The following is a 24,604-nucleotide window of genomic DNA, read 5'->3' on the forward strand; positions in this document are numbered from 1 at the left end:
ATTTTTAATTCAACCGCACGACTTTCAGGAACTCAGCGAGTTGCTCTCTATGGATCACAATTCAGATCGCTCAGGAACTCAGCCGCTTCGCTCTCTACGGATCGCTCAGCGACCCTCTACATGCAGAAGTTTTGTCGTCTTAACGACGATTCTCACGAGAATATAAAATACAAGACCGCCGCCGAACAGAATGATCTGCGGAAGACGAATCGCTTCCACAAGATTGCTCACAGGCTCGTTGAAATAAACAGCGATCAAATCGAACACGCTGAAGATCACAAGGATTCCGAAAAGACTCGGATATTCTCGTTTGAGAACGTTGCGGATCGAAAAGCCCAACGCCGGTTTTTTATAACCGCTGAACTTAGGAAGAAAGGCGGGGACGGTATTCGCCCAAGAAAGATAGGCTTCTCCGAATTTCTTGCGCAGAAATTGTTCTTCCGCAAACATAATTCTTTCGTAATATACCCAGAAGAATAAAATAAATACGGACGCGATCAGAAAATTCTTTAAGAAGAGAACCGCACCGAGATACATCAAAAAATTTCCGAGATACAAAGGGTGACGAATCAAGGAGTAAATTCCTTCTTGGTTCACCAGGTCCGCGACTTGTTCTTTCGTATTTCTTCCGGAAGTTCTCGCGGGTGCATAACCGATTACGAAGCTGCGAACAAAAAGTCCCAAGAGACTGACCGCAAAACAAAAAGACTGATAATAAAGATGATACGTGTATGAATTGCCGGGAAACTGATAGAACGGCAAAAGACCGATGCAGAGAATCAAGATGATACCGGGGATATAGGATCTCCAACGAAATAAAAAATTCCCCTGAGATTCAAATTCTTCGATCAAAGCCATGCTTTCGTCCTAAGTTATAGAGTTCTTTTGAAATGAAATTGGAAGCCCTTGCCCTGTCAATAGAGAATCGGAGCTTCAAAACGGATCGAAAGAATCCCGAAAGAACTCGTTTGCGTTGAAATCTTCTCGAAATCCGCGTAGAAAAACGGGATCGCCCACGAACAAAATGGAATCCGAGTTCGAACGAAAGATCGGTTCCTGATCGATCGTGTTTCCGATCCATTCCAAACGCAAGGGAGAAGTTTGTGTTCCGTGAAAACGGATCTCGATCCGCAATTTGTCTCGGGATGATAGAGGAAGAATTCTTTCGTGAAACGGTTTGATCCAAACTCGTTCCGCCTTCCAGGAGATAATTTTTTGAATCAATGCGGAACAATCTTTTCCGGGACAAAGCGGAGTTCCGGTACGGTCCGGCTTCCATAAGCCCGATCGTATTTGTTCTAGACTGACTTCGATTTCCCGGGCGCCTTTCGAATATATTAGAATAGTATGAATTTCTTGAATATTTCCGGTTTCGGGAAAGAATTTTCCGGAAAAAAAGAACGTTTCGTTTCCCCGGCCGGAAAGAGAGTTTAAGTTTTCTTCCACGAGCCAGATCGGGCCGTTCACACTTTCTTGCACGAAGGTTCCGTTCGCATTCGTTTCGCCGGCGCCGATGCCGAGAGAAGCGATTTCTCCCGATGCGGTTTGGAGTTCCAGTCTGAGTTCCTCCCCGTTGAATCCGAACTCCGCTCCGTTCGAACCGCTTTCTTCGATCTTGGTAAATTTTCGAATCTTCAAAATTCCGTTTAAAAACGCGGCGACTTTCTGCGAATCGGAATCCGCCGTATCGTTTCGAACCGTCACGATCCAGGCGCCGTTGATTCGTTCCAAAACGGTTTCATGTCCTTTTCTTCCGATTTGAATCCGTTCGATTTCGTCCTTTGAAAACGGAAAAAACGGGTCCGCGCTTTGGTAGTTTTTCAAAAAGAATCCGAACGGATTTGCGAGTAAAACCCAAACCGTTGCTAAAACGACATTGACCAGAACCAAAGAAAGCGCTTTGTCTTCTTGAAAAAAACGGACGATCCGAGAAACGATTCGGTTTTGAAACGACACTTTCACGTTGATGATTCCTCGGAAGAAAAGGGTTGCGCCGAGTTTCGGCTTCTGATTCTTAAAAACGCGTAAAGACCCAATAAAAACGGAATTCCAAGAAGATTCAAAAAGCTGAATGTGATTCTTTCCGCGTCCGAAAAGGGTTTCAGCTTTAAAAAGGCGGATTTTTTTCCGCGCAAAGAAATCAGATCCATATCCCCGTTGGAAACGTCCAATGCGTTTAACAAAAACGGAAGATTGGATTCTTGATAGATTTCCCTCGTATCCGGAAATGCCAGTAGATCGGAAACGAGATAAGGCGAACCGATGACCAAAATTCGGGAAACCCTGCCTTCCGGAGTGGATTGCAAAAACGAATTCGATTTTTGGAATGTATTCTCCGCTTGGGAAAAACGGGATCGGAATCTTCCTTCTAAGACCGCGCCTAACACGATTTTGTTGCCGGAAGCGGTAAACGGAGTCGCAAAGATCTGTTTTTCACCCAAGGCCACGATCGAGGAACGGGCTTCCGCTTCTTCGGAGGACCAAAGGATCGGTTCCATTCTTACCGTCGGCTGGCGTTCCGGTAACAGACGTACGCTGGAAACCCAGGGCAAAAGAAGACTTTGAAAGGGTTTTGTGAACGGACTCTCTTCGCTTAACATTTTTTCGGAAGAATCCGCGACGATCCAGGCGGGGTAGGCGTATCTTCCGATCACACCCGGTTCCACTTCCATCAAGGAGCCGATCGGTAAGGAACGACGGAGATCGAAAACGAGATCCGTGTTCACTCGAAAACCGTAATATTCAAAAAGTTGATTTTGTTCTTCGTTGTGCGCGGAAGGTTTTGCGATCCCGACTCCGGTCGTATTCATTCCGATTCCGGTTTCCCGTTCGGGAGATTCCAAACGAAAGTCCATCGATTTTGCGAGAATCACCAGATTTCCACCGCGCATCAAAAACTGATCGAGGCGATAGGCCGCTTTTTCGGATAACGCGCCTTCGCCGATCCAAAGCAAGGTCCGAATCCATGCGGGGACTTCTTCTTCCTCGAGTTTGAGTTCGGGAATGTTTCCGTATTCTTCCTTTAAGATCTGATGCGTAAAAATTCCGATCGTGTCTTTTCCGGTTTCGGGTCCGGGATGACCGGAGAATAAACTTCCGGATAAGGAAAGAATTCCGATTTCCGCGTCTCGTCGTTCGCGGATCATCTTTCGCAAAGTCGTCAAAATCTGATATTCGATTTCTTCCGCATAAAACGTGACCGGAAGCGTTTCTTTTCGCGTTCCGAGGGTAAGAGTCAGTCCCAGAAAAACCCGTTTGATTTCGGCGCCGCCTCGCTCCGTTTTTTCCAAGATCTGCGGTTGAATCCCCGCTTCGGCCGCTTTTCGTTGTTCTTCCTCCGATTCGTCCGGATCATGAAACCGCAGCGAAACCTTTGCGCCTCCGAGCGATGCGATTTCTTTCAGAAGTTCTTTGGTCAAATCCAAACGAACCTTGTATTCTCCCGGAATCTTGGAGGAATAAAACGCGTCGATCGTCAGGGGAGAATGCAGATTTTTGAATACGTTTTTCGTACTTTCCGATATCTCGAATCGGCCGGATTTGGAAAGATCCTTTCTGCAGGCGAATTGCGAAACGATTCCATTCAAAAATAAGAATATAAGAAAAACCTGAAAAAACAGAAACAGAGGATTTCCGTTCCAGCGAGTAAAAAACGTCCTTGCCTTTGCGATCATCGTTTGGACCTCAGGCGCAGCGCGTTCGCATAAACCGTCAAAAGAATAAAACTCAGATAAAAGAATATTTCTCGTCCGTCCAAAATCCCGAGACGAAACGTTTCAAAATGTTTGGAGAGCGATAAAAAGGAAAGCGCGTTTCCGAGTTCGGGTCCTACGAATTGCAGAAAGGGTCGATATCCTAAAAGAAAGAACACGAGACAGACGATCATACCGAGAAGATACGAACCGATCTGGTCTTTCGTAAGGGAGGACACGAAACTTCCCAAGGAAAGATTGGCTCCACCCAAAAGAAAGATTCCGATGTAACCGACCGCGACCGTTCCGAAATCCAAATCGCCTAAATATAAAATCGTTCCGGGGATGAGGAACGTGAATGAAAGCACGAACCCTAAAAAACTCCAAGCCGCCAAAAATTTCCCGAATACGAGTTCCGCCTCCCGCAACGGAAGAGTAAAAAGAATTTCTAATGTTCCCGAACGTTCTTCCTCGGACCAAAGACGCATGGACAAGGCGGGAATAAACACTACATACAGGATCGGAACCCAAAGGAAATACGCTTCCATACTCGCGGATTTAAAATCCCAAAACGAACCGTCTCCGAGTCCGAAAAAAAATAAAAACGAAGTCAGAAACAAAAAGAAGGAAGCGAAGATCATTCCCGAAGGAGAATTAAAATACACGGAAAATTCTTTCCAAAAGACCGTTTTGACGTTGTTGGAAAATTCCTTTAAAAAATCGGAAACGTTCATCGCTGCGCGGGGGAAGTGAGGGATTCGAACACGGATTCCAGGGAATTTTTTTCCGGAACCAAGGAACGGACCGGAAAGGAAGCTCCTTTCAAAATCCGAAAAACGTCTTCCGACACGATTCGTCCGTTTTCAGCGGACGCGCTGATGCGAAACTCCGCGAAGGAATCCTGAGTTTTACCGGTCGTTTCGATCGAATACGAGTCGTTCGAAAACAAGGCTCGGATCGTTTTCAGATCCGTTTCAGCCAAAATCAGACAACCTTCTCCTTTGGATAAGGATTCGACCGAACCGTCCGCGATCAGTCTTCCTTCGTCTAACACGAGAATGTGATCGCAGATTTCCTCCACTTCCTGCAGAACGTGCGAGGACAAAAGAATCGTTTTCTCTTTTCCTAATGTACGCAGAAGGGTTTTCAGTTCGGAAATTTGAAGCGGGTCCAAACCCGAACTCGGTTCGTCCAAAATGATATATTCAGGATCTTGAATGAGCGTTCCCGCCAAAGAAGTCCGTTGTCTAAATCCTTTGGAAAGAAATCCGATCGGTCTATGGACCGCCGTTTCGAGTTTTAAGAGCGAAATCACGAACTCGATTCTTTCTTTCAAACGATCGGAAGCGATTCCCTTTGCTTTTCCCAAAAAGGAAAGAAATTCGAAAACCGTAAGATCCGGATAAATCGGAGAGGATTCGGGAAGATAGCCGATCCGTTTCTGGATCGAAATTCGATTTTGAAAAAAATTAAGACCGTCGTAACGAACGGATCCTTCGTTCGGAAGAAGGGACCCCGTTAAAAGTTTGAGAGTGGTGGTTTTACCGGCCCCGTTCGGACCGAGCAGCCCCGTGATTCTTCCTTTTGGAATTTCAAAATTAAGATTCGAGACCGCTATTTTTCCCGGATAGGATTTGGAAAGTTGACTGACGGAGATCGTTCCCATTGGGATAACCCAGAGATCGCCGATCCGATTCGAGCGGCAATCGTTTTTCGAAACATCTCAGAGTCCGAGTTTGCCGTCCACTTTGAACTTTTTCAAAACTTCGAGAAGATCGGGACTGAGATTTTTGATTTTCATCTTCACTCCGTAGTTGTCCATCAAGTTCTTCAACGTGAGAAGTTTTGCGATCCCGCTCGAAGTGATTTTTTTCACCGAGTCGAGAAGAAACTCGACGTCCGTCAATGAACCCGAGGACGCGCTTTTGGAAACCTCGTCGAAGATCTTATCATAACCGTCGATCACAGTTGTATCGATCATTACCTTACCGGACTTTCCTTCTAACTTTAACTTGGACATACGCTTTTTCCTCGGTTTCCGTCTTTGACGTTGTGAAACTGAAATCCTTTCTCTTCTTTTTCTCTATCAGTACTTTCTAAAACGATTTTGCTTGGACCCGTTCTTATAGGGTTAACATGCTTGGACGTAATAAATCGAATGCTAAATATATGATAAATGTCACCGATTCCGTAAATAAATTTCCGAATTTCCGCAGAGATAATTTACGAGAGAAGCGTCTTCCTTCAAAATCCAATCTTCGTAATCGGAACCTTCTTCCAAAAGGAAGAGTCCGCATTCCCGCAGAAGTTGATGAATCGTATTCCTTGGGAAGTATCTATGAACATGAGTTTCGGTAAATTCTTCGTCCGTTCTTTTGTGTGAAAAGGTGAGGGTCGATTCGAGGACGCTCTCTTTCTCCAAAAATCGATTGATCCAGCGGATTTTATAATCCCCGGCGCGTTCCACAAAAGTCTGTCCGTCAAAATGATTCTTGAAATTGTAAAGACTGCTGATGTCGAAAAAGAAAAGTCCGTCGGGCGCGAGATGGGATCGAATCTTGGAGAAAACTTGTTTCAATTCGCGTTCATCGTTCAAGTAATTGAGCGTATCGTGTGTGGAAAGAATAAGGTCGAATTTTCGCGGGGAAAGGTCGAATTGCAGTAAATCGGAAAGAATCAATTCTCCGCCAATCTCCTTTTTTCTTGCAATTTCGAGCATTTCCGAGCTTGAGTCGATTCCGGTAAGTTCCACCAAATCCGGGAATTCTTCCCAAAGCCGACAAGTACCGCAGCCGAGATCTAAGATCGATTTCGGGAAAATCGTTTCACAGTGAGCGGAGTAAGAAGAGAGAATAAATTCAGACCAACGCCTGTACTGAACTTCGCGCATAACTGCGTCATAAACCGACGAAAAGCCGGAATAGGGCTTTTTTTTAAGCATAATTTAATTTTTTCTTGCTCTTTTTACGATCTTTCCAATAGTCAATCGTAATTTGATGAGACATAATGTTTCCGGAAACAATATGTCTATGGTAAACAAAATTCAATGGGAATAGAATTACTCCTGCCGTTTATAGCCAGCGTAGGAATTACAATCCTTCTTCGAAGGCTGGATAAATCCAACTATAAACTCAGTCAAATCAAACGTTTTACGGGAAAAGTTCAAGACGAATTGAACGATATCGCGTTGGAAAAAATCCAATCCGTAAAAGACGCAGGAATCGATTTAGAAATCAGCCTCAAACAAACGCGTAAACTCGCAAACGACGTTCACGCACTCAACGAAGAATCCAGACAGCTTCTCGATTCGATCAAAACCAACCGGGATTTTCTCGATAGCGTTGCGCGCGATCTCAAGGAAGTCGTTCAACTTTCTTCGGATATTCGCGAAGAATCCAACGCGATTCAACAGGGACTTCTTCGTATGGAATCCGGGAAGAAGGAAATCCAACTTCTGGATCAGAAAATTCTGGATCTTAGATCCGAAGCCGAAGCGATTCTGGAAGTGTTTACCGATAAGGTCAATCTTCGTTCGGACGAACTCCTGCAATCTCTTGCCTCTAAAATCGTAGAACTCGAAGAACTTTTAGAAATTAAAAACGATAAGATCGATCAAGGTCTTAACTCGATCGCAGCCAATCACAGGGAAAGTCTGGAAGCGCATTCCAATTCTCTGATGCGTGAATCCGTGGGAAGAATCGAACAGCTTCGCTCGGAAATCTCCTCTCTCTTTGAAACGATCCGCAACAAAGAGGAAGATTTGGATCTGAGATCCGAAAAGCTGCAAACCGTATTCTTAACCGTAAGCGATAAACTCGAACGATTGGATTCCAGAGTGGAAGAAAAGGCGGAAGCCGCGGACCGCAAACTCGAAGATATGGCGCGTGTCGCCGAAAAATCCGCTCAGGAAAAACTGGATCGTATCCTCGAACAGGTCACTCATTCCAAAGAAGCGTTCATCAACGGCGTCAAACTCGAAGTGGATTCGATCCGCAGAGAGATCGAGGGAATGAGTTTGGAAACGATGACTCGCCGGGACGAAATTCTCAACGAAACGAGACGTCAGGCGGAATCGATCAACGAATCCATCCAATTCTTTCAGGAAAAATATCTCGAAGCGGAAAACAAACTGCTTCGTCAAGCCGACGCTCGCAAGTCCGAACTGCTTCGTCAGATCGACAGCTTTGAAGAGGAATTCAACCGGATCAGCAGCAATCTTAGAAGCGACGCGGACGGCCTGAAAAAAGAAATCTCCCTCGGACTCCGGGAATTCCATTCCGCTTTGGATTCGGCGAGGGAAGAGGCGAAGGAAAAAACCATTCACGGGATTTCCACGCTTCAGGAGAATTTCGATTTAGAACTTTCTAAAATGCACGCGGAACGTTCCGCACAAATCCAACAGGATTTGGACGCGGTTCGTCAATCCATCGTTACTCTCGATAAACAGATTTCCACTCGGATCAAGGACGTGGATTCGTATCTGGGTGATCTTCAATCCGCGATGGAATCCAGCGCGGGCGATCTGATGTCTCAGGTCGAAGAAAAGATCGATCTTCTTTCCGGAACCGTGGATGAAGAAGTTCGTAAAATCGATCAAAGATTCGAGAACTTGGGCCGTTATTGGGAAGAAGAACTCGGCAATATCCGTCTCGGCGCACAAGATCAAATGGGCCGTTTGCAGGATAAACTCGGTGAAATCCACGTCGAAGGGCGGGGGCTGCTCGAAGAATTCAAAAACGAATACGCGCTTCAAAAAGACAAGATCGAAGAATTCGTTTCCCGTTATAAGGCGAACTTTCAAAAAGAAGGCGATACCGTTTCCGATCGTCTCGGCGAATCGTTACGCAGTATAAAAGAAGAAGGATCCGAGATCCTTCAGAATCTCCGGGAAGAATTTTCCGGAACCATCGATAAGATGGAACAGATCGTTAAAAAGAACGAAAAGGTTCTTGAAATTCACGCGGAAAAGATCCGCAATAACGTGGAATCCAACCTGGAAAACGCGGGAAGAGACGCCGAACGCGTGTTAGACCGTCTCCGCGATTCCGCGGAAGACTTCTTTGAAAAACAGGAAGAAAAGATCAGCCGCTTAAACGGAACGATCGACGCAAAAATCTCCAAACAGCTCACTTCTCTCATGGACAAGGGCCAGCTTCAGCTCGGTCAGCTCGAAGAGAGAATCAGCAAATACATTCTGGACGTGAAAAAGAATCTGGAAGAATCCCTCAAGTCTTCGCGCAAAGACAGCGACGATCAGATGAAGGGATTTCAAAAACAACTTCAGAATCAACTTCGCGAAATGGAATCGGCCGCGGAAGAATTCTTACGTTCCGGAAAAGAAGAGTTCAAGGATTCCATGGAAGAATACAGAACTCTTCAACTCGATCTCAAACGCGACCTCGAAGAAATCCGCAACGCGAAGAAAAATCTCATCGCGGAAATCCAGGAAGAATCCGAAGGTTTGCGTTCTTCCGTGGAAGCGATCACGGACAAGATGGAAGAACTCGGAGAAAAAACCGAACTCTTCCACAAAGCAAGCGAGGTCGTCGAAAGAACCGATTCTTATATTCAAACGATGGAAGAACTTCTTTCCAGAGCGGACGAGAAGACTCCGTTGTTAAACGAACTCGAAACCAAACTCGAAGAATTGCAGAACTTAAAACATTCTCTTCTTTCCGAAACGGAAGACTTGAAACTCAGATTGGATTCACTTGCTTCCATCAAAGATTCTTCGGATCTTTTACGCAACGAATTCGAGGAACTTCAGAGAAGATCTTCCGATTGGGAAGACACGTTTACGAGACTTCTCGAAGCGGGTGAAAAGGCCCTCGAAATGGAGGAAACGTTCGGAGATCTTACGGCGAGACTCGAAACGTTGGAGTCCGTTCGCGAAGAAGTCAAAGGTCTTTTCGACGAAACCGACGCGCACAAAGAAGCCGCGAAGGGACTTACGAACAAACTGTATTCTCTTCAAAACGACGTTGAAATTCTCGAAGCGAGAGAAAAGGAAATCGCGGAAACGGTGCGCAAGACCGACGACCGAATCGAATCCTTGTTCCGTAAAAAGGAAGAAATCCGTTCCGTGGAAGCGAAGTTCGAAAAGATCGAAGACTTGATGGTCGATCTTTCCGAAAGACACAAACAGATCTCCACGTTGCAGCATCGAATGGAAGACTTGAAGGCCGGAGCCCTAGTCGTGAAGGAAGATCTCGAAAGTCTTTTGGGAGAAGCGGACGATAAGTTCGAAAAACTCTCCGGATTTTTGGACGCGGTAGGCGCGGTTACCGAAGGTTCGTCTCCTTCCGGCAAGTCGAAGGACACTTCCAAGGATCATTTGATCCAAAGAAAGAAAGCCACCGTGCTGAATCTGTATCATAACTTTCAATGGCCTGCGGAAACCATCGCGGAAAAATTAAATTTAGAGACGGGGCTTGTGAATACGATTCTACAAAGCGAGTCCGTTAAGAAGAAATGAAATACTTCTTGACGACTTCCGATTTGAGCTCTATGTCTCATTTTCAAAGTTATGGTATCATTTTTTTTAAAACAAAGGTAAGGTCGCAAAGGGGAAAGTTCTAAAAGGTTGTTCTTTTTCCGGGTTTCTGAAAAGAATGCAAACTGAAACCGAAAACGGACAAAAACAAACTGGACGGCCGTGAACCGGAGCAATATTGAAGATGGCACAAAAGAAGAAAACTAAGACAGAGAGGAAGAACTCAATGGCTGGAAAGAATGTCGAAAAGGAAACCCTGATCGTAACGAGCAAAGTAAAGGCTTATATCAAGTCTAAAGGATTTATGACTTCCGGAGACGCGATTGACGGTTTGAATGAGAAGATTCATCAACTGATCGACGACGCGGTGAAACGTACTGAATCCAACAAAAGAAGTACGGTCCGCCCGACTGATTTCTAATTCGATTTGATCTTCATCAAAAACAAGAGCGAAATCGAAAAAATGAGAGCGGCTGGGAGACTGGCCGCTAAACTTCTGGATTATATTTCCGCGCACGTTCAACCGGGTGTTTCCACTCTTCAGTTGAACGATCTCTGTGAGGAATTTACGAAGAAGCACGGAGCTAAATCGGCTCCGCTCGGTTATAAAGGATTTCCTAAATCGATTTGTACATCCGTGAATCAAGTCGTTTGTCATGGGATTCCCAAGGCGACGGACGTTTTAAAAGACGGGGACATCATCAATATCGATGTGACTCCGCTCTTGGACGGTTATCACGGAGATTCTTCCCGTACGTTCATCGTCGGTGGTAAGACAAGTCCCGAAGTCGAAACTCTCGTAAAAGATACGGAGAAAGCGATGTACATCGGGATCGAACAAGTCAAACCCGGCAATCGAGTACACGATATCGCGAATGCAATCGACGATTTTCTCACACCCAAAGGATACGGAATCGTACGCGATCTGATGGGCCACGGAATCGGACGAGGCTTTCACGAAGATCCGCAGATTCCTCACTTCCGTCAAAATCGAAAACTCGCCAAACTAGAACCGGGAATGATCTTTACGATCGAACCTATGGTGAACCTCGGTACTTGGCAGGTGAATTTTTCGAAAGAAGATCACTGGACCGTAACTACGAAGGACGGCAAGTGGTCCGCGCAATTCGAACACACGATTCTAGTTACCGAAAAAGGCTATGAAATTTTAACCGTATCAGGTTAATCTGGTGTCATGGAAACGGTACTCGGTTATCTAAGCGCTTTAGGAAGAGACGCGGTATTTTTTTTAATCAGTTTTGTTCTCTTTTACATCGGTAAAAAAATAAAGGATTGGATCGAACCGGGAGATCTCGATCAGGAAATCATCGCGAACAACAACACCGCGGTTTCCGCGGGATTGTCCGGCTATTATTTCGGACTCACCTTAATTCTTCTCGTCATCTTATCCTCTCCGGGAAGCGACTTGATCTCCGATTGCTTTCAAGTTTTGTATTACGGAATACTCGGGATTCTTCTTTTGAATCTTTCCTACTTCATCAACGATAAACTGATCTTCCGCAGTTTGGATTTTAACGAACTCGTTTATTCGGGAAGAAACGTCGCCGTAGGCGCGGTCGTGTTCGGAAGCAGCGTCGCTTCCTCCATCATCATCGCGGCTTCTCTCAGCGGAGACAACGCGGGACTTGCGTTTCCGATCTGGAAGGATCTGGGACTTTTGGAACCGGTTCAGAAGTTGTTGGACGGAAGCCTTCTCGGGATTCTATTTTTTTCCATCGGACAAATCGCTCTCATTCTATTCACGTTCGCCTATCGGAAGATCGTTCCGTATTCCTTGGATTTGGAACTGAAAGAGAAAGAAAATCTCGCTTCCGGAATTTCCTACAGCGGCGCGTTAGTCGCTCTTGGGATCATTATCGCGAGAGCCCTTCACAAAGACCCCGTCTCGATGGAACACACCCTGTTTCAGATCTTCCTCGACTTTATACTCGGATTGATCGTGATTCCTGCGGTTCGACTTTTGACGGACGCAGTGATTCTACCGGGAAGCACTCTCAAAGAAGAGATCAGCCGGGATCAAAACGTAGGGGTTGGGATTTTGGAAGCGGTCGTGTTGATCAGCTTTGCGGGAATTCTATTCTACGCTGTGTGACAAGTCCGACGATTACGGTGTTGCGTTCACGAAGAAGCGAGACGACGTTTGAAAAACTCGAAACGAGTTTTGAATATGGACGGATCAGTAGATTTCCCGAGACGTATACAGTTTCCATTCTAAGTGATATACTTTACGGATTCCGTAGTCGAAGGCTTCTTTCAAAAGTTTGATTCTATCCTCGTTCGAAATCGTATCGATGGTATCCGCAACTTCCAAGATCTTTAAGACTTCGGAACCGAGTTCCGAAAAAACGTATTTATGATTTGCGTGAAACGGTTTGAGATCTCTTTCCGCAAAACCTTTCAGCGCGCCGACGACCGATGCGAACACGACTTGTTTGGAAAGTTTATCCTTAGGTAAAAGAGTAAGACGAATCGCTGCGATCACATCCGAATAAGAGAGAGCGGAACGATCGGGGATCAATTCGAGATCGGTTCTGGGAAACTTAATACGTTCGGATAATTCTTTTTGCATACTCGATGTATAACAAATTTATGATCGAAAGTAAAGAAATAATTTCCGAATTCAAAACTCTCATCGAACGATCCGGTTTTGATATGTATGGAATTTGTGACGCAAAAATTCCACAAGAAGATCGGGAGAACATACTTACCTGGGTCGCCGAAGGAAGACACGGAAAGATGGAATGGTATCCGAAGAACATGGATCTTCGTTTGGATTTTAAGAATCTCGGTTTTGAACCTCGATCCGTTTTAGCGCTCGGTACAATTTACAACGATCCCGACTACGACGACGTTGCGGAAACGATGTCGTTTCGATTTTCCCGATACGCGGTCGGAGAGGATTATCACAGAGTTCTTCGCAGACTTGCAAAACCGATTCTACAAGAACTAAAACGGAAGTATCCGAATCATCATTTCCGACAAGGAGTGGATTCTTTACCGGTGCCGGAAAAGGTTCTCGCGAGAAGGGCGGGACTTGGTTGGAAGGCGAAGAACACGAATCTCATCCATCCGGACTTCGGGTCCTTCTTCTTTATTACGGTCATACTTACCGATCTCCCGATCGTAAGCGTGCAGATCGAACAAAAGGATCGATGCGGAACCTGCACGGCTTGTATCGACGCTTGTCCGACGCAGGCGCTCGAACCGTATCGGATCGATGCAGGGAAATGTATCTCCCATCATACTTTGGAGGATTCTTCACCTGAGATTTCGGCCACGCACGGATGGGTTGCAGGATGCGATATTTGCCAGGATGTTTGTCCTTGGAACCGCGTAAAAGCCCGGAAAAAAGGGATTCGAACGCGCCTGGAAGAATTTCGAGTACGTTCTATTTTTCGGGAGAATCCCGATTCTCTTCTGGATCTGAATGAAAGCGAATTCAAAAACAACTTTTCTGACTCGGCTATTTCACGGATGAGTTTTTCGATGTATCAAAGAAACGCAAAGATGGCAAAAAAGTGATTTAAAAAATCCCGAGGTTTGATCGAATGTCGTCTCTGATTCTTCTTTCAGAGAACGAGTTTTTGCCATGAATTCCGGCTGGGAATCTTCTCAAGAATTCAAACCACCCATCTTCCGAACCAATCAGCGCGGAGCGTATACGTCTTCCAATCTTGAGTTTTTGACGTTTTTGGAATTGAATGCGGAACGGGAAGAATCCTTCCGATTTTCAAAAACCATTTCCGATTTTATCGGAGAATTTGCAAAGAACGCTTTTAAAGATAAGCTGATCACCGCGATCGATTTTACGACCGAGGTCGGATATATCAAGACGAGATCCGTATTTCTTCGAAAGGTTTTCAAAGACGAAGAAGTTTCCGAGGTAGAAGGGGTTCTTCTTCCCGAACAGGCCGAACGAGGCGAAACGGACGATGAAAGAAAAATCGAAATCAATCGATCCTATCTCATCGCAAACGAAATCAACCAATGGATCTTGAAGTCCAAATCCGTTCAGGAGCTCTACGGAGGAATCTGCAAGATTCTCGTCGCGGAGGAGAATTTCGGGTTTGTATGCTTCGGAACGGTGGAATCTAGGAAAAACGTAATATTCCAAGTCGCTTATGCGGGGGAGAATCTCTTCGCTTTCCAGGAAGAATCCGAGGCCATAGATCTAGGACCGGCGCTGCGCGTGATCAAAACCGGAAGCCCTCTCATCGTGGAAGATATCGCCGCCCAGGAAGATTTCGGAAGTTGGAAAGACATCTGCGTAAATGCGGGGTATCAGTCCATGGGAGTTTTTCCGATCTTTCTTGTGGGGGAACTCACTTCCGTTCTTTGTATCTTTTCCAAACAAAAGAACTATTTTCTCGAAGAGGAAGCGACTACGTATGCGGGGATCGCAAGAAACTTAGAATTAGGATTAAAGAATATTCGAGAAAGCGAACAGAGATTTCTCGCGGTCAACGCGATGCGCGAAAGCGACGAACGCTTTCAGGCCATCTTCGAGACCGTGGTCGACGCGATCATCATGATTACTCCGAAGGGGACGATCATCATGTTCAATACGGCCGCCGAAAGAATGTTCGGCTATAACTTCACCGAAGTCGTCGGTAAGAATATCAAGTTTTTGATGCCCGAGCCGTATCATTCGGAACACGATCATTATCTGAAACGGTATCTCGAAACCGGCGAAAAAAAGATCATCGGTATCGGAAGGGAAGTTATGGCTCTTCGAAAGGACGGAACCGTTTTCCCGGTGGAACTCGCGGTTTCGGAATTCTTCCAAAACCAGAATCAGTATTTTGTCGGCGTGATCCGCGACATGACGGCGCGTAAAAAATCGGAAACAGAACTCAAAGAAAAGACGAACGCATTGGAGGAATTGAATCGAAGTCTGGAGGCAAGGGTCGATGCGGAGATCGATAGCCGAAGAGAACAGGAAAAGGCGATGATTCTTCGTTCCAGACTCGCGGATATGGGCGAAATGATCGGCAATATCGCACATCAGTGGAGACAGCCGTTGAACGCGATCGGATTGTTCGTGCAGGATTTCTTATACGCTTACGAAGCGGAGGAACTGGACGAAAAATACATCCGTCAATCGACGGACAAGATCATGAATCTGATCGAGCAGATGTCGGGCACGATAGACGATTTCAGGAATTATTTTCGTCCTAATAAAACGAAGGAAAGGTTTTCGCTCAAAACGGTGATCAATAAAACGTTTTCCCTCGTGGAAGAAAGTTTAAAAAATCAAAATATTAGTATTTACTTTAATCCTTCTTCCGATTATGAAGTATTCGGTTTTCCTAATGAATTCTCCCAGGTGATTTTGAACGTGATCGGAAACGCAAGGGACGCGATTATGGAAACGCATCCTTCCGAGCCGGAAATCAGGATCGAACTCGAAATGAAAGAAGATAAAAAACTCGTAACGATCCGAGATAACGGCGGAGGAATCGAAAAGACGGTGTTGGACAAACTCTTTCAGCCTTACTTTACGACCAAAGATCAAGGGAAAGGGACCGGAATCGGCCTCTATATGTCCAAATCCATCATCGAAAACAACATGGGCGGCAGCATCTACGCATACAATTCCGAGCGGGGCGCGGTGATGGTGATAGAACTTCCATGAAACAAATCGCATTAAAGATTCTTTATGTAGAAGACGAAGAGCTGATTCGAGTGATGATGGTCCGTTTTTTGGAACGTTTTGCGATTTCCGTATGTTCCGCGGAGAACGGAAAAATCGCATGGGACGTATTCCTTGAGTATCAACCTGACGTTGTTATTACCGATATCAAAATGCCCGTGTTAGACGGAATCGAACTTACGAAAAAAATAAGAGCACAAAATTCTAATATTCCGATTGCAGCCATGACGGCCTTCTCGGAACCTGAGATTATTGAAGCGGCTCGTATCGCGGGAGTGAATGAAATTTTCATCAAACCTGTGAGCGTCGAAAAGATCAGAGAGCTTCTTCTTACATACGAAAAATAGAATATTTGTAAACCGACAAAGTCGTATACGTTACGATCGTTGAGATCGAATAGAATAGGAGTCGGTACTTGTCAACAGAAGTAGCTCAACCGGATAACAGTCAAAAGAATATACAAAGAGAATTAACGCTTGAAATCGATACGAATTACGCGGTGGAAATCGCCGAAGACGTATACTGGATCGGTTTCTACGACGAAAGGGAATCGCTTCACTGCAATCCCTACATGATCAAGAACGGGGACAGCACCATTCTGATCGACCCCGGTTCCATTCCGGACTTCCCCGTGGTCGCAAGAAAGATCTTCTCCCTTGTCGCGCCGGATTCGATCGAAACCATCATTCTGCAGCACCAGGACCCCGATCTTTGCGCGAACGTACCCATCTTCGAAGATCTAAGGGGGGATACTCAAGTGCAGCTCGTCGCAGAAACGAGAACCGTCTATCTCATCAAACACTACGGAGTAAAGGGAAGCGTCGTTCGGATCGGGGACTCGTTGACCGATTTCGAATCTCCGAGCGGAAGGAAACTGCAGTTTATCAGCACGCCCTTCGCTCATTCTCCCGGAGCGATGATTACGTATGACGTAAAGTCGAAAGTGCTTTTTACGAGCGATATTTTAGGCGGTCTCGGAAAGGAATGGGCCTTGTATCACGACGCGAGGGCTTTGGACAACATGAAAGCGTTCATGCAGGCCTATATTCCTTCCAATCTGGCTCTGCGTTATGCGCTTCTTCGGATTCAAAGTTTCGACGCGGAAGTCATCGCGCCCCAACACGGACAAATCATCCGCAAAGAACAGCTTCCTTCGATCATCGAAGAACTCTGGAATCTTCCCTGCGGTCTGGATTTAATCAAGGACGATATGATCCAAAAAGCGAGAAAAGGAGATAGAAGTTGAACGAACTGGCGGAATTCGCGAAGAGCATCGCGATCGGAAGTCCGGAAGACATCATCCGAAGGGAAGAGGATTACTACCGCGCGTTAAGCCGGATCGTCCGTTATCGAAACAAGGAAGCTCTCACGCGGGAGATGATGAATCACTTGGTCAACAGCGATCGGAATCGGATTCTCGCGGAGAAAAAAAAGGCGGACGTTCTTTTGCAGAACATTCTTCCCGAATACATGATCGAAGAGTTGAAGCTCAAGGGAAAGGTAAGGCCGATCCAACACGAAAACGCGGTGGTGATCATCACGGACTTCGTCGGTTTTTCGGATATCAGCCGTTATATGAGTCCGAACGAACTTTTAAAAGAACTTTCGATCTACTTCGACGAGTTCGAACGAATCTGCACCAAACATAGAATCGAAAAGGTAAAGACCATCGGGGACGCGTTTCTTGCGGTGGGAGGTTTGGGCGGATACAAACGAACCGCGAAACTCGATTCCATTCTGGCATCTTTGGAAATGATGGAATACACGGAAATGAAAAAGAAGGAACGAATCAAGGACGGAGACGACGCATGGGGACTTCGGATCGCGATTCATTCCGGAACCTTGATCGCGGGGGTAGTCGGTCATACGAAGATCGCGTTCGATATTTGGGGACATACGGTCAACCTCGCTTCCCGGATCGAAAACATCGGAGAACCCGGAAAGATCACCGTTTCCAAATCGGTCTACAACGACGTGCGTGATTATTTCGATTGTGCGTATATAGGTATGAAGGAACTCAAAGGTGTGGGCAGTCACGATCTTTATACGATCGATTCCATTAAGAAGAATCTGGGAGATCCGCAGTCCATGCAGACGCCGGGTCCGAATTTCAAACGTTTGTATCACGCTTTGGAAGAGGGAAAACACATCATGTTCTCCGAAGGAAAGTATCATATCTCGAATCCGGCCAAACAAGGAAAGCAGCAACCCGTTCTTGCGAGAGAATAACTCGGACTTTTCTCGCGTTTTCGAATCCGATTTCGAATGAAAATTGAAATTCGGAAATAAAACGGGATTTACCTTCCTTCCACGTATCATTCCATGTAAAGAAATCGATTTTCTTTACGACAGTGACAGCGGCAACCGATCTCATCGACTCCAATCTTTTTCCGGAACTCAGAAAGGATCTTCTTTCCTGGTTTCACAAAAACAAACGAGACCTTCCGTTTCGAATCAATAAAAACGCATATCGAATTTGGGTAAGCGAGATTATGCTGCAGCAAACCCGCGTCAACGCGATGCTTCCGATTTACGAAGCCTTCCTCCGAAGATTTCCCGAACCCAAAGCGCTGCAAGAAGCCGGCGAAGAAGAAGTCATGAAGTATTGGAAGGGGCTCGGTTATTATTCCCGTGCGAGAAACTTGAAAAAGGGCGCGGAGTTGATCGTGGAAAAACACCGAGGTTCGTTTCCGCAAAACTACGAAGAAGCGTTGTCCATTCCCGGCGTGGGAAGTTATACCGCGGCCGCGGTCTTATCGATCGCATACGGAAAACGTCATGCGGTGTTGGACGGAAACGTGAAGCGAGTGTTGTCCCGATTGTTTTTGATCACGTCCGATCCGGGTTTGAGTTCCACCAATCAATTTCTTGCGAACCTTGCGCAGGAATTCCTAACCTCCGAATCTCCCGGAGATCACAACGAAGCGATGATGGAATTGGGAGCGCTCGTTTGTGTTCCCGCTCCGAATTGCACCGCTTGTCCTTTGGAAAAACGCTGCGCCGCGAGAATTGCGGGAAAGGAAAAGGAAATTCCCGCTCCGAAATCGGTGGAGAATTGGATCGATCTGGATCTCAATTTTTTATATTTAAAATCGGAAGAAGAACTTCTTTTGGTGAAAGATCCGAAACGAAGATTTTTCAAAACGATTTATTCATTACCGTTTCGATTGGAAGGAAAACATCCGTATGAGTCGGACGAATGGATCGAAGAACTTTTCGAGGACGATCGGATCGTAAAGAACGCGATTCACGCAAGACATTCGATCACCAATCATAAGATTCGGCTTAAGTTCAGCGAACTCGAAACGAAGAACCGCAAGACAGTGGAAGCCGTTTTGCGGAAACGAAAAGACGTCGAGTTCAAATGGGTCCGAGAATCGGAACTCAAGGAAGAATTTCCTTCGTCCATCTCCGGCAAACTGAGCAAACTCAGAAATAAAAATAAAAAACATCCGGAACTTCCGGTGGGAAAATCATGAAACTCAGATCCACTGCGGAATTCGTACAAGAACTGCAAAGACAAAAGGAACTGCTCGTCATCGAGGAAGAGGTCGATCCGATCTTGGAGCTCGCCGAGATTCAAAGAAGGGTCGTCGCCAAACGAGGCCCCGCTCTTCTTTTTAAAAACGTAAAGGGTTCTCGTTTCAGCGTAGCGACCAATCTCTACGGTTCCGAAAACAGAATGAGGATCGCGTTCGGAGAAGATCCGGTTCGATTCGTACAAAAGATCGCTCATACGATTCAACACATTCTGCCTCCGACCCCTTCCAAGATTTGGGGGCTGAGAAACATCGCGTTTCAAACGCTGAAAGTCGGATTAAAAAAGGTCGGCACGGCCCCCGTTCTGGAAAACACATTAGATTCTTTGCATGAACTGCCGACGATCAAATCCTGGCCGAAGGACGGGGGAAACTTCGTGACTCTTCCCTTGGTGTATACGGAAAGTCCCAAAACCGGAAAGGGAAATCTGGGAATGTATCGGATTCAGATTCACGGTCCGATGGAAACCGGAATGCACATTCAGATTCATCGAGGCGGCGGAAATCATTACTACGAAGCCGAAAAACAGGGACAGGCTCTGCCCGTTCATATCTACGCGGGCGGTCCTCCCGGATTGACGATCGCCGCGGTGGCACCTTTGCCGGAAGAAATCAGCGAACTCATTCTCGCATCGTTATTGTTAGGTGAAAAGCTTAAAGTAAAACGCGATTCGAACGTTTCTCCTCTTCCGATCGTTGCCGACGCGGATTTTATGATTCAAGGAGTGATCCCGCCGAAGATCCGAAAGCCGGAAGGACCGTTCGGGGATCATTACGGTTATTATGCGTTGAAGCACGATTATCCGATCGTGCAGGTTCAAAAAATCTATCATCGAAAGGATGCGATCTGGCCCGCGACCGTGGTTGGCCGTCCTCCGCAAGAGGATCACTGGATCGCGGAATATCTTCAGGATCTTTTATCTCCTATGTTTCCGGTCGTAATGCCCGCGGTAAAAGGCGTCTGGGCGTACGAAGAATCGGGCGTACATTCTCTTGCAGCTGCGGTCGTTCAGGAAAGATACCAAGGAGAAGCGTTTACCGGAGCATTGCGGATTTTGGGAGAAGGGCAGTTGTCCCTGACGAAGGTGTTGCTCGTCACGGATCAAAACGTGGAGCTCAAAAACTTTAGAGAAACGTTTATTAGCGTATTAGAAAGAATGAATCCTGTTACGGACCTTCATATCTTTTCGAACATTTCCCAGGATACTCTGGATTACACCGGACCGGAAGTGAACAAGGGAAGCAAGGCGATTCTTTTGGGATCGGGTAAAAAGAAGAACGATCTCAAAACGATTTTCCGAGGCAAGTTTGCGAATTCTTCCTTTACCGATCCGAAGGTTCCGTATCCGGGAGTCTTAGTGGTTTCCGGGCCGAAGTATAAGTTTAAGGACGGAGTTCCCGCGAAACTTCTGAAAGAAAAATCGATCCGAGATTTTCTTTTCGTTTTTATCGTGGATGATTCGGAGGATGCGACTAAAAGCGATCACGACTTTATCTGGTCGATCTTTACGAGATTCGAACCCGCAGGAGATATCTACGCCGATACGAAATTAATCCGAAATCATCCGGCGCTGTATCCTCCGGTCGTAGTCGACTGCAGAATAAAAACCTGGTATCCTCCCTTGACGGAAGCGGACCCGAAAACGATCCGAAAGGTCGACGATAGATTTGGTAGACTGATAGACTCACTTTAGGAAATTTGAACCCTATGACGAAAAAAAGGTGCATCGTAACCGGAGGAGCCGGGCTGATCGGTTCCAATCTGATCGAAGAACTCAACAGACAAGGAATCGACGAGATTCTCGTCGTGGATCATCTTGGAACTTCCTCCAAATGGAAGAATCTGCTCGGTAAAAAATATTCGGACTATTTGGAAAAGGATCGTTTCCTCGAATCTGCGGTTCGTTCCGACTTATTAAAAGATTATGATATTCTGTTTCATTTGGGAGCGTGTTCCTCGACCACGGAAACGGACGCTTCCTACCTGATCGAAAACAATTTCGAATACACAAAGCTGCTCGCGAAAGAATCGTTAAAGAACGGATTGCGTTTCGTTTACGCTTCTTCCGCCGCGACCTACGGAGACGGAGCGAACGGATACGACGACAAGGCTTCGATCGATTCTTTGAAACCTCTGAACATGTACGGATATTCCAAACATATGTTCGATCTCTACGCGCAAAAACAGGGATTTCTCAATAGAATCACCGGAATCAAATACTTCAACGTGTTCGGTTACGGAGAAGGGCACAAAGGAGACATGAGAAGCGTCGTGTTGAAAGGATACGAGCAGATTAAAAAAGAGGGAAAGATCCGTCTTTTTAAATCCTACAAGCCCGAATATAAGGACGGGGAACAGAAGCGCGACTTTTTATACGCGAAGGACGCGGCAAAGATCACCGCCTATCTGGCGTTTGGCGGTCACGGCGGTCTTTACAACCTCGGGAGGGGAATCGCCGAAACATGGAACGATCTGGTTTCCGCGATCTTCGATACGTTGAAACTTCCTAAGAACATAGAGTATACTGAAATGCCCGAATCCTTAAAAGCGAAGTATCAATACTACACCTGTGCCGATACGACGAAACTGCTGAAAACGGGTTATAGCGAGGGTTTTACGAAATTGAGCGATGCGGTGAGGGAGTATGTAACCCTCCTCGATGAGGAAGAGGGTACATAACGTATTTTGAAAGTGATTTTTTAAGGATTAACCGTAGATTTTTACGATCGTACGGATCAGATCCTTGTATTTTCCGTCTTTCAGATAGTAGAAGACCTGGTTGGATTCTTTTCTGCTGGAAAGAATTCCGTTGATCTTCATTTTGCTCAGGTGTTGAGAAGCCGCAGATTGGCTGATTCCCAATAAATCCACAAGTTCACCTACGCTGTGTTCTTTCTGAGATAGGAAGAAAAGAATCTGCAGACGGTCTGGGTGAGCGATCCCCTTGATTCCGCGAATTGCCGATTCCAACTGGTTTTTCTTTAATGCTGATTTTTCTTTAGACATTGTTTTACTCTTTTTTTTATTTCTAAAAGAAGAAGATGCTTTTCTTTTTAGACTCGCTTTACCGTTTTAAGTCCATTCAGTTTTGTTAAACTAGTAAATCTCAATTCGGTAAATTACGGTCTATTGTATTATAATTTTATCTTAGTGTAAAGTTCTTTTCTTAAAAAAATGATTTCCGATTAAATTTTTACTCCACCTGATATTTCTAATACAACTCCGGACACTAAATCGTTGTTAGCAATGAACTCAGCAGTGAGCGCGATTTCATAAGGTTCTCCTAATCTACCAATCGGTATAAGAGCTTCCCATTTTTTTAATGCTTCCGGATTCATATCCTTCATAACCATTTCTGTTTTTATAAATCCGGGCGCAATACCTGCCACACGAATGCCGTATCTACTTAACTCTTTTGCCCACAGTTTTGTCATTGCGGCAACACCGGCTTTTGCGGCGGAATAATTCGTTTGTCCCGGGTTGCCGTGCATCGCAACCGACGCAATCGGAATGATAACACCTTTGCTGTTGCTTTCGATCATCTGGATCGCCGCTTCTCTTCCCGTAAGAAACACTCCGGTAAGATTCACGTCGATGACGGATTGCCAATTCGATAAGGACATTTTAGAAACGACTTTGCCCGTTTCCTTATCCGTTTTTACGAGAAGACCGTCTCTTAAGATTCCGGCGTTCAATACTGCGACATCCAAACTTCCGAAATGTTTTACCGCAGACTGCATAAGCTTTTCTGCATCTTCTTCTTTGGATACGTCCGCTTTGAAAGAGAATACTTCCGCTCCTAAAGCTTTGATGTCGTTTTCGGCTTCTTTCAGTTTTTCTTCAGATATGTCTGAAAGGACGATTTTTGCCCCTTTTTTGGCGAAATGCTCCGCCATCGCTTTTCCAAGTCCGCCTGCGGAACCGGTTACAAGTACTGTTTTCCCTTTAATGTCCAAGATTATTTTCCTTTAATTCTTTGCTTCTAATGCTTATATAACGTTCCGAAAACGGGATTTCGACTCTTGCAATCGTTTGGTGTTCGTGAGTCATGATACGGAATAGGTGCGGATCTATATTCTCACTTTTTAATAGAATCATAATCAGAGCGATTCCCAATCCGGCGCCTTCCGTGTTGTCCATATTGTCCATGTAGAATTCGGCGATATCGTTATAACCCATCGCTTTTCTCATCTTCTCCCGCATCCGTTCCTCTTCCTCTTCAATTACGGGAGTATTATTCGTTACCTCGACGACAACACCTTCGTTCGTATAAGTAATGTTTAATTTTACAGAAATGCCGCGAGCAAGACATCGCTTGCCATATTCGTCCGCCATCTTCTCGGAGAACTTCGCTTTAAAAGCGGTAATTCCTTTTTCATAATGTTCAGGATTTCGAATATCCAATCCTTCGTCTTCGAAAAAGACCCTCTTCTGATTGGCTTTCACTCCGTTGATGGACATCTCTTTGGTGATTGTATACAACATCTCGATGTATCGGGTTTGGCCGACCTTGGTTAAGATTTCCGTAATAATTCGGAGAACGTATTTTTCAAGTTTGGAGTTCATCCGGGAGGATTGAACCGTGATTCGGGAACGAGTTTGAATGAGTTCGGACAGCTTTTGATCTAAGTCTTGAAAACTTTTTGCCATATTTCTTTAAATCCCCGCGGTATACCGGACGCTACAAATTTCCCTGTCAGTTTCGATCATAAAGAGATGGAATCAATCAAATTCCAGAATTACGATATTCTAAAAATCGGATAAATCAGAAAAATTCGGAACGATTCCTTTCTCCGTTCCGATCGTTAGAATTTCTGAATTCTTTTTAAAACAGAAAGGGACTACCGGATTCATAACCTATCGTCGGCATGTTTTTCTCAGAGGTTCACAAAAGATTCCATTCTAAATTCTTCATATTTGAATTTGATACATAGGCTCCTTCGTTTTTATAAGAAGGGAATTGCTCTTAGGAATCGATCTTTCTTCCGCGTTCTCGACCCGTTCGTTCGAACGCTAAGTGATAAAACCGATTTCCTTTTGGTTCCAACGATTTTCTTTTTCGGTCGTTTCGTTAGGCGAAGAAGGGAATACGAATCCGATTCTGCGTCTTGGAAAAATAAAATTCAATTTCGGGTAAAAAATGATTGCAATCATTTGTATAGCAATTATATGAAGGGTATAATTTGTTTAGTATTTAGAGGAACC

Annotated in this window: 23 protein-coding genes; 12 read left to right on the forward strand and 11 right to left on the reverse strand. The window is 45.4% G+C overall.

The annotated features are described in order from the left end of the window. Positions 1-105 precede the first annotated feature (105 nt). The 7 genes from lmtA to DLM76_RS13775 form a co-directional block, all read right to left on the reverse strand. Entirely contained in the window at positions 106-858 is a 753-nt protein-coding gene (gene lmtA, locus DLM76_RS13745) for a lipid A Kdo2 1-phosphate O-methyltransferase (RefSeq protein ID WP_118965528.1), read from the reverse strand. Positions 859-933: 75 nt separating this feature from the next. Next, on the reverse strand, positions 934-1,956 hold the full coding sequence (locus DLM76_RS13750) for a DUF4340 domain-containing protein (protein WP_118965615.1): 1,023 nt from the start codon (positions 1,954-1,956) through the stop codon (positions 934-936). A gap of 2 nt (positions 1,957-1,958) precedes the next feature. After that, positions 1,959-3,674, reverse strand: coding sequence for a GldG family protein (locus DLM76_RS13755; RefSeq protein WP_118965529.1), 1,716 nt, complete (start codon positions 3,672-3,674; stop codon positions 1,959-1,961). Continuing rightward, positions 3,671-4,426 carry an ABC transporter permease gene (locus tag DLM76_RS13760; protein ID WP_118965530.1) on the reverse strand — a complete coding sequence of 252 codons (756 nt, stop codon included), beginning with the start codon at positions 4,424-4,426 and terminating at the stop codon, positions 3,671-3,673. Before DLM76_RS13760 ends, DLM76_RS13755 begins: the two co-directional genes overlap by 4 nt. Next, positions 4,423-5,358, reverse strand: a complete 936-nt coding sequence (locus tag DLM76_RS13765; protein ID WP_118965531.1) for an ABC transporter ATP-binding protein — start codon at positions 5,356-5,358, stop codon at positions 4,423-4,425. Before DLM76_RS13765 ends, DLM76_RS13760 begins: the two co-directional genes overlap by 4 nt. A gap of 57 nt (positions 5,359-5,415) precedes the next feature. After that, positions 5,416-5,712, reverse strand: coding sequence for an STAS domain-containing protein (locus DLM76_RS13770; RefSeq protein WP_118955748.1), 297 nt, complete (start codon positions 5,710-5,712; stop codon positions 5,416-5,418). A gap of 159 nt (positions 5,713-5,871) precedes the next feature. Next, positions 5,872-6,633, reverse strand: a complete 762-nt coding sequence (locus DLM76_RS13775; protein ID WP_118965532.1) for a class I SAM-dependent DNA methyltransferase — start codon at positions 6,631-6,633, stop codon at positions 5,872-5,874. 105 nt (positions 6,634-6,738) lie between these two features. Between DLM76_RS13775 and DLM76_RS13780 the strand changes: the two genes are divergently transcribed. The 4 genes from DLM76_RS13780 (at position 6,739) to DLM76_RS13795 (ending at position 12,298) form a co-directional block, all read left to right on the forward strand. Further along, positions 6,739-10,167, forward strand: a complete 3,429-nt coding sequence (locus DLM76_RS13780; RefSeq protein WP_118965533.1) for a SpiroCoCo family coiled-coil protein — start codon at positions 6,739-6,741, stop codon at positions 10,165-10,167. A 244-nt stretch (positions 10,168-10,411) separates the two neighbouring features. Beyond that, entirely contained in the window at positions 10,412-10,606 is a 195-nt protein-coding gene (locus DLM76_RS13785; protein ID WP_003008197.1) for a hypothetical protein, read from the forward strand. 6 nt (positions 10,607-10,612) lie between these two features. Further along, positions 10,613-11,371, forward strand: coding sequence for a type I methionyl aminopeptidase (gene map, locus DLM76_RS13790; RefSeq protein ID WP_118955745.1), 759 nt, complete (start codon positions 10,613-10,615; stop codon positions 11,369-11,371). 9 nt (positions 11,372-11,380) lie between these two features. Further along, positions 11,381-12,298 (forward strand): DUF350 domain-containing protein, encoded by a 918-nt coding sequence (locus DLM76_RS13795; protein ID WP_118965534.1) that lies wholly within the window; start codon positions 11,381-11,383, stop codon positions 12,296-12,298. Between the two features lie 84 nt (positions 12,299-12,382). On the opposite strand, the gene DLM76_RS13800 is transcribed toward DLM76_RS13795, so the two are convergent. After that, positions 12,383-12,775, reverse strand: coding sequence for an LIC_11502 family protein (locus DLM76_RS13800; protein ID WP_118965535.1), 393 nt, complete (start codon positions 12,773-12,775; stop codon positions 12,383-12,385). A gap of 20 nt (positions 12,776-12,795) precedes the next feature. Between DLM76_RS13800 and queG the strand changes: the two genes are divergently transcribed. From queG to rfaD, 8 genes are all read left to right on the forward strand, one after another. Then, positions 12,796-13,728, forward strand: a complete 933-nt coding sequence (gene queG / locus DLM76_RS13805) for a tRNA epoxyqueuosine(34) reductase QueG (protein ID WP_118965616.1) — start codon at positions 12,796-12,798, stop codon at positions 13,726-13,728. A 67-nt stretch (positions 13,729-13,795) separates the two neighbouring features. Then, on the forward strand, positions 13,796-15,841 hold the full coding sequence (locus tag DLM76_RS13810) for a PAS domain S-box protein (protein WP_118965536.1): 2,046 nt from the start codon (positions 13,796-13,798) through the stop codon (positions 15,839-15,841). Continuing rightward, on the forward strand, positions 15,838-16,206 hold the full coding sequence (locus tag DLM76_RS13815) for a response regulator (RefSeq protein WP_118965537.1): 369 nt from the start codon (positions 15,838-15,840) through the stop codon (positions 16,204-16,206). The genes DLM76_RS13810 and DLM76_RS13815 overlap by 4 nt, the downstream gene beginning before the upstream one ends. A 68-nt stretch (positions 16,207-16,274) precedes the next feature. Next, positions 16,275-17,105, forward strand: a complete 831-nt coding sequence (locus DLM76_RS13820; protein WP_118965538.1) for an oxygen-binding di-iron domain-containing protein — start codon at positions 16,275-16,277, stop codon at positions 17,103-17,105. Then, complete coding sequence (locus tag DLM76_RS13825) at positions 17,102-18,088, forward strand: adenylate/guanylate cyclase domain-containing protein (protein ID WP_158586391.1); 987 nt, start codon at positions 17,102-17,104, stop codon at positions 18,086-18,088. The genes DLM76_RS13820 and DLM76_RS13825 overlap by 4 nt, the downstream gene beginning before the upstream one ends. 122 nt (positions 18,089-18,210) lie before the next feature. After that, positions 18,211-19,338: an A/G-specific adenine glycosylase gene (mutY, locus tag DLM76_RS13830; RefSeq protein ID WP_118965539.1), complete on the forward strand. Its 1,128-nt coding sequence runs from the start codon at positions 18,211-18,213 to the stop codon at positions 19,336-19,338. Beyond that, a complete protein-coding gene (locus DLM76_RS13835) occupies positions 19,335-21,092 on the forward strand; it encodes a UbiD family decarboxylase (RefSeq protein WP_118965540.1) in 1,758 nt (585 codons plus the stop codon). The genes mutY and DLM76_RS13835 overlap by 4 nt, the downstream gene beginning before the upstream one ends. A 14-nt stretch (positions 21,093-21,106) precedes the next feature. After that, complete coding sequence (gene rfaD, locus DLM76_RS13840; protein ID WP_118965541.1) at positions 21,107-22,078, forward strand: ADP-glyceromanno-heptose 6-epimerase; 972 nt, start codon at positions 21,107-21,109, stop codon at positions 22,076-22,078. Between the two features lie 27 nt (positions 22,079-22,105). Here the strand turns inward: rfaD and DLM76_RS13845 are convergent, their stop codons facing one another. The 3 genes from DLM76_RS13845 to DLM76_RS13855 all read right to left on the reverse strand — a co-directional run bounded on the left by DLM76_RS13845 (position 22,106) and on the right by DLM76_RS13855 (position 24,049). After that, on the reverse strand, positions 22,106-22,405 hold the full coding sequence (locus DLM76_RS13845) for an ArsR/SmtB family transcription factor (protein WP_000031888.1): 300 nt from the start codon (positions 22,403-22,405) through the stop codon (positions 22,106-22,108). A gap of 179 nt (positions 22,406-22,584) precedes the next feature. After that, positions 22,585-23,355 carry an SDR family oxidoreductase gene (locus DLM76_RS13850; protein WP_118965542.1) on the reverse strand — a complete coding sequence of 257 codons (771 nt, stop codon included), beginning with the start codon at positions 23,353-23,355 and terminating at the stop codon, positions 22,585-22,587. Next, complete coding sequence (locus DLM76_RS13855) at positions 23,345-24,049, reverse strand: histidine kinase (protein WP_118955735.1); 705 nt, start codon at positions 24,047-24,049, stop codon at positions 23,345-23,347. Before DLM76_RS13855 ends, DLM76_RS13850 begins: the two co-directional genes overlap by 11 nt. Between the last annotated feature and the right edge of the window lie 555 nt (positions 24,050-24,604).

The sequence above is a fragment of the Leptospira yasudae genome, assembly GCF_003545925.1.
GTDB lineage: Bacteria > Spirochaetota > Leptospiria > Leptospirales > Leptospiraceae > Leptospira > Leptospira yasudae.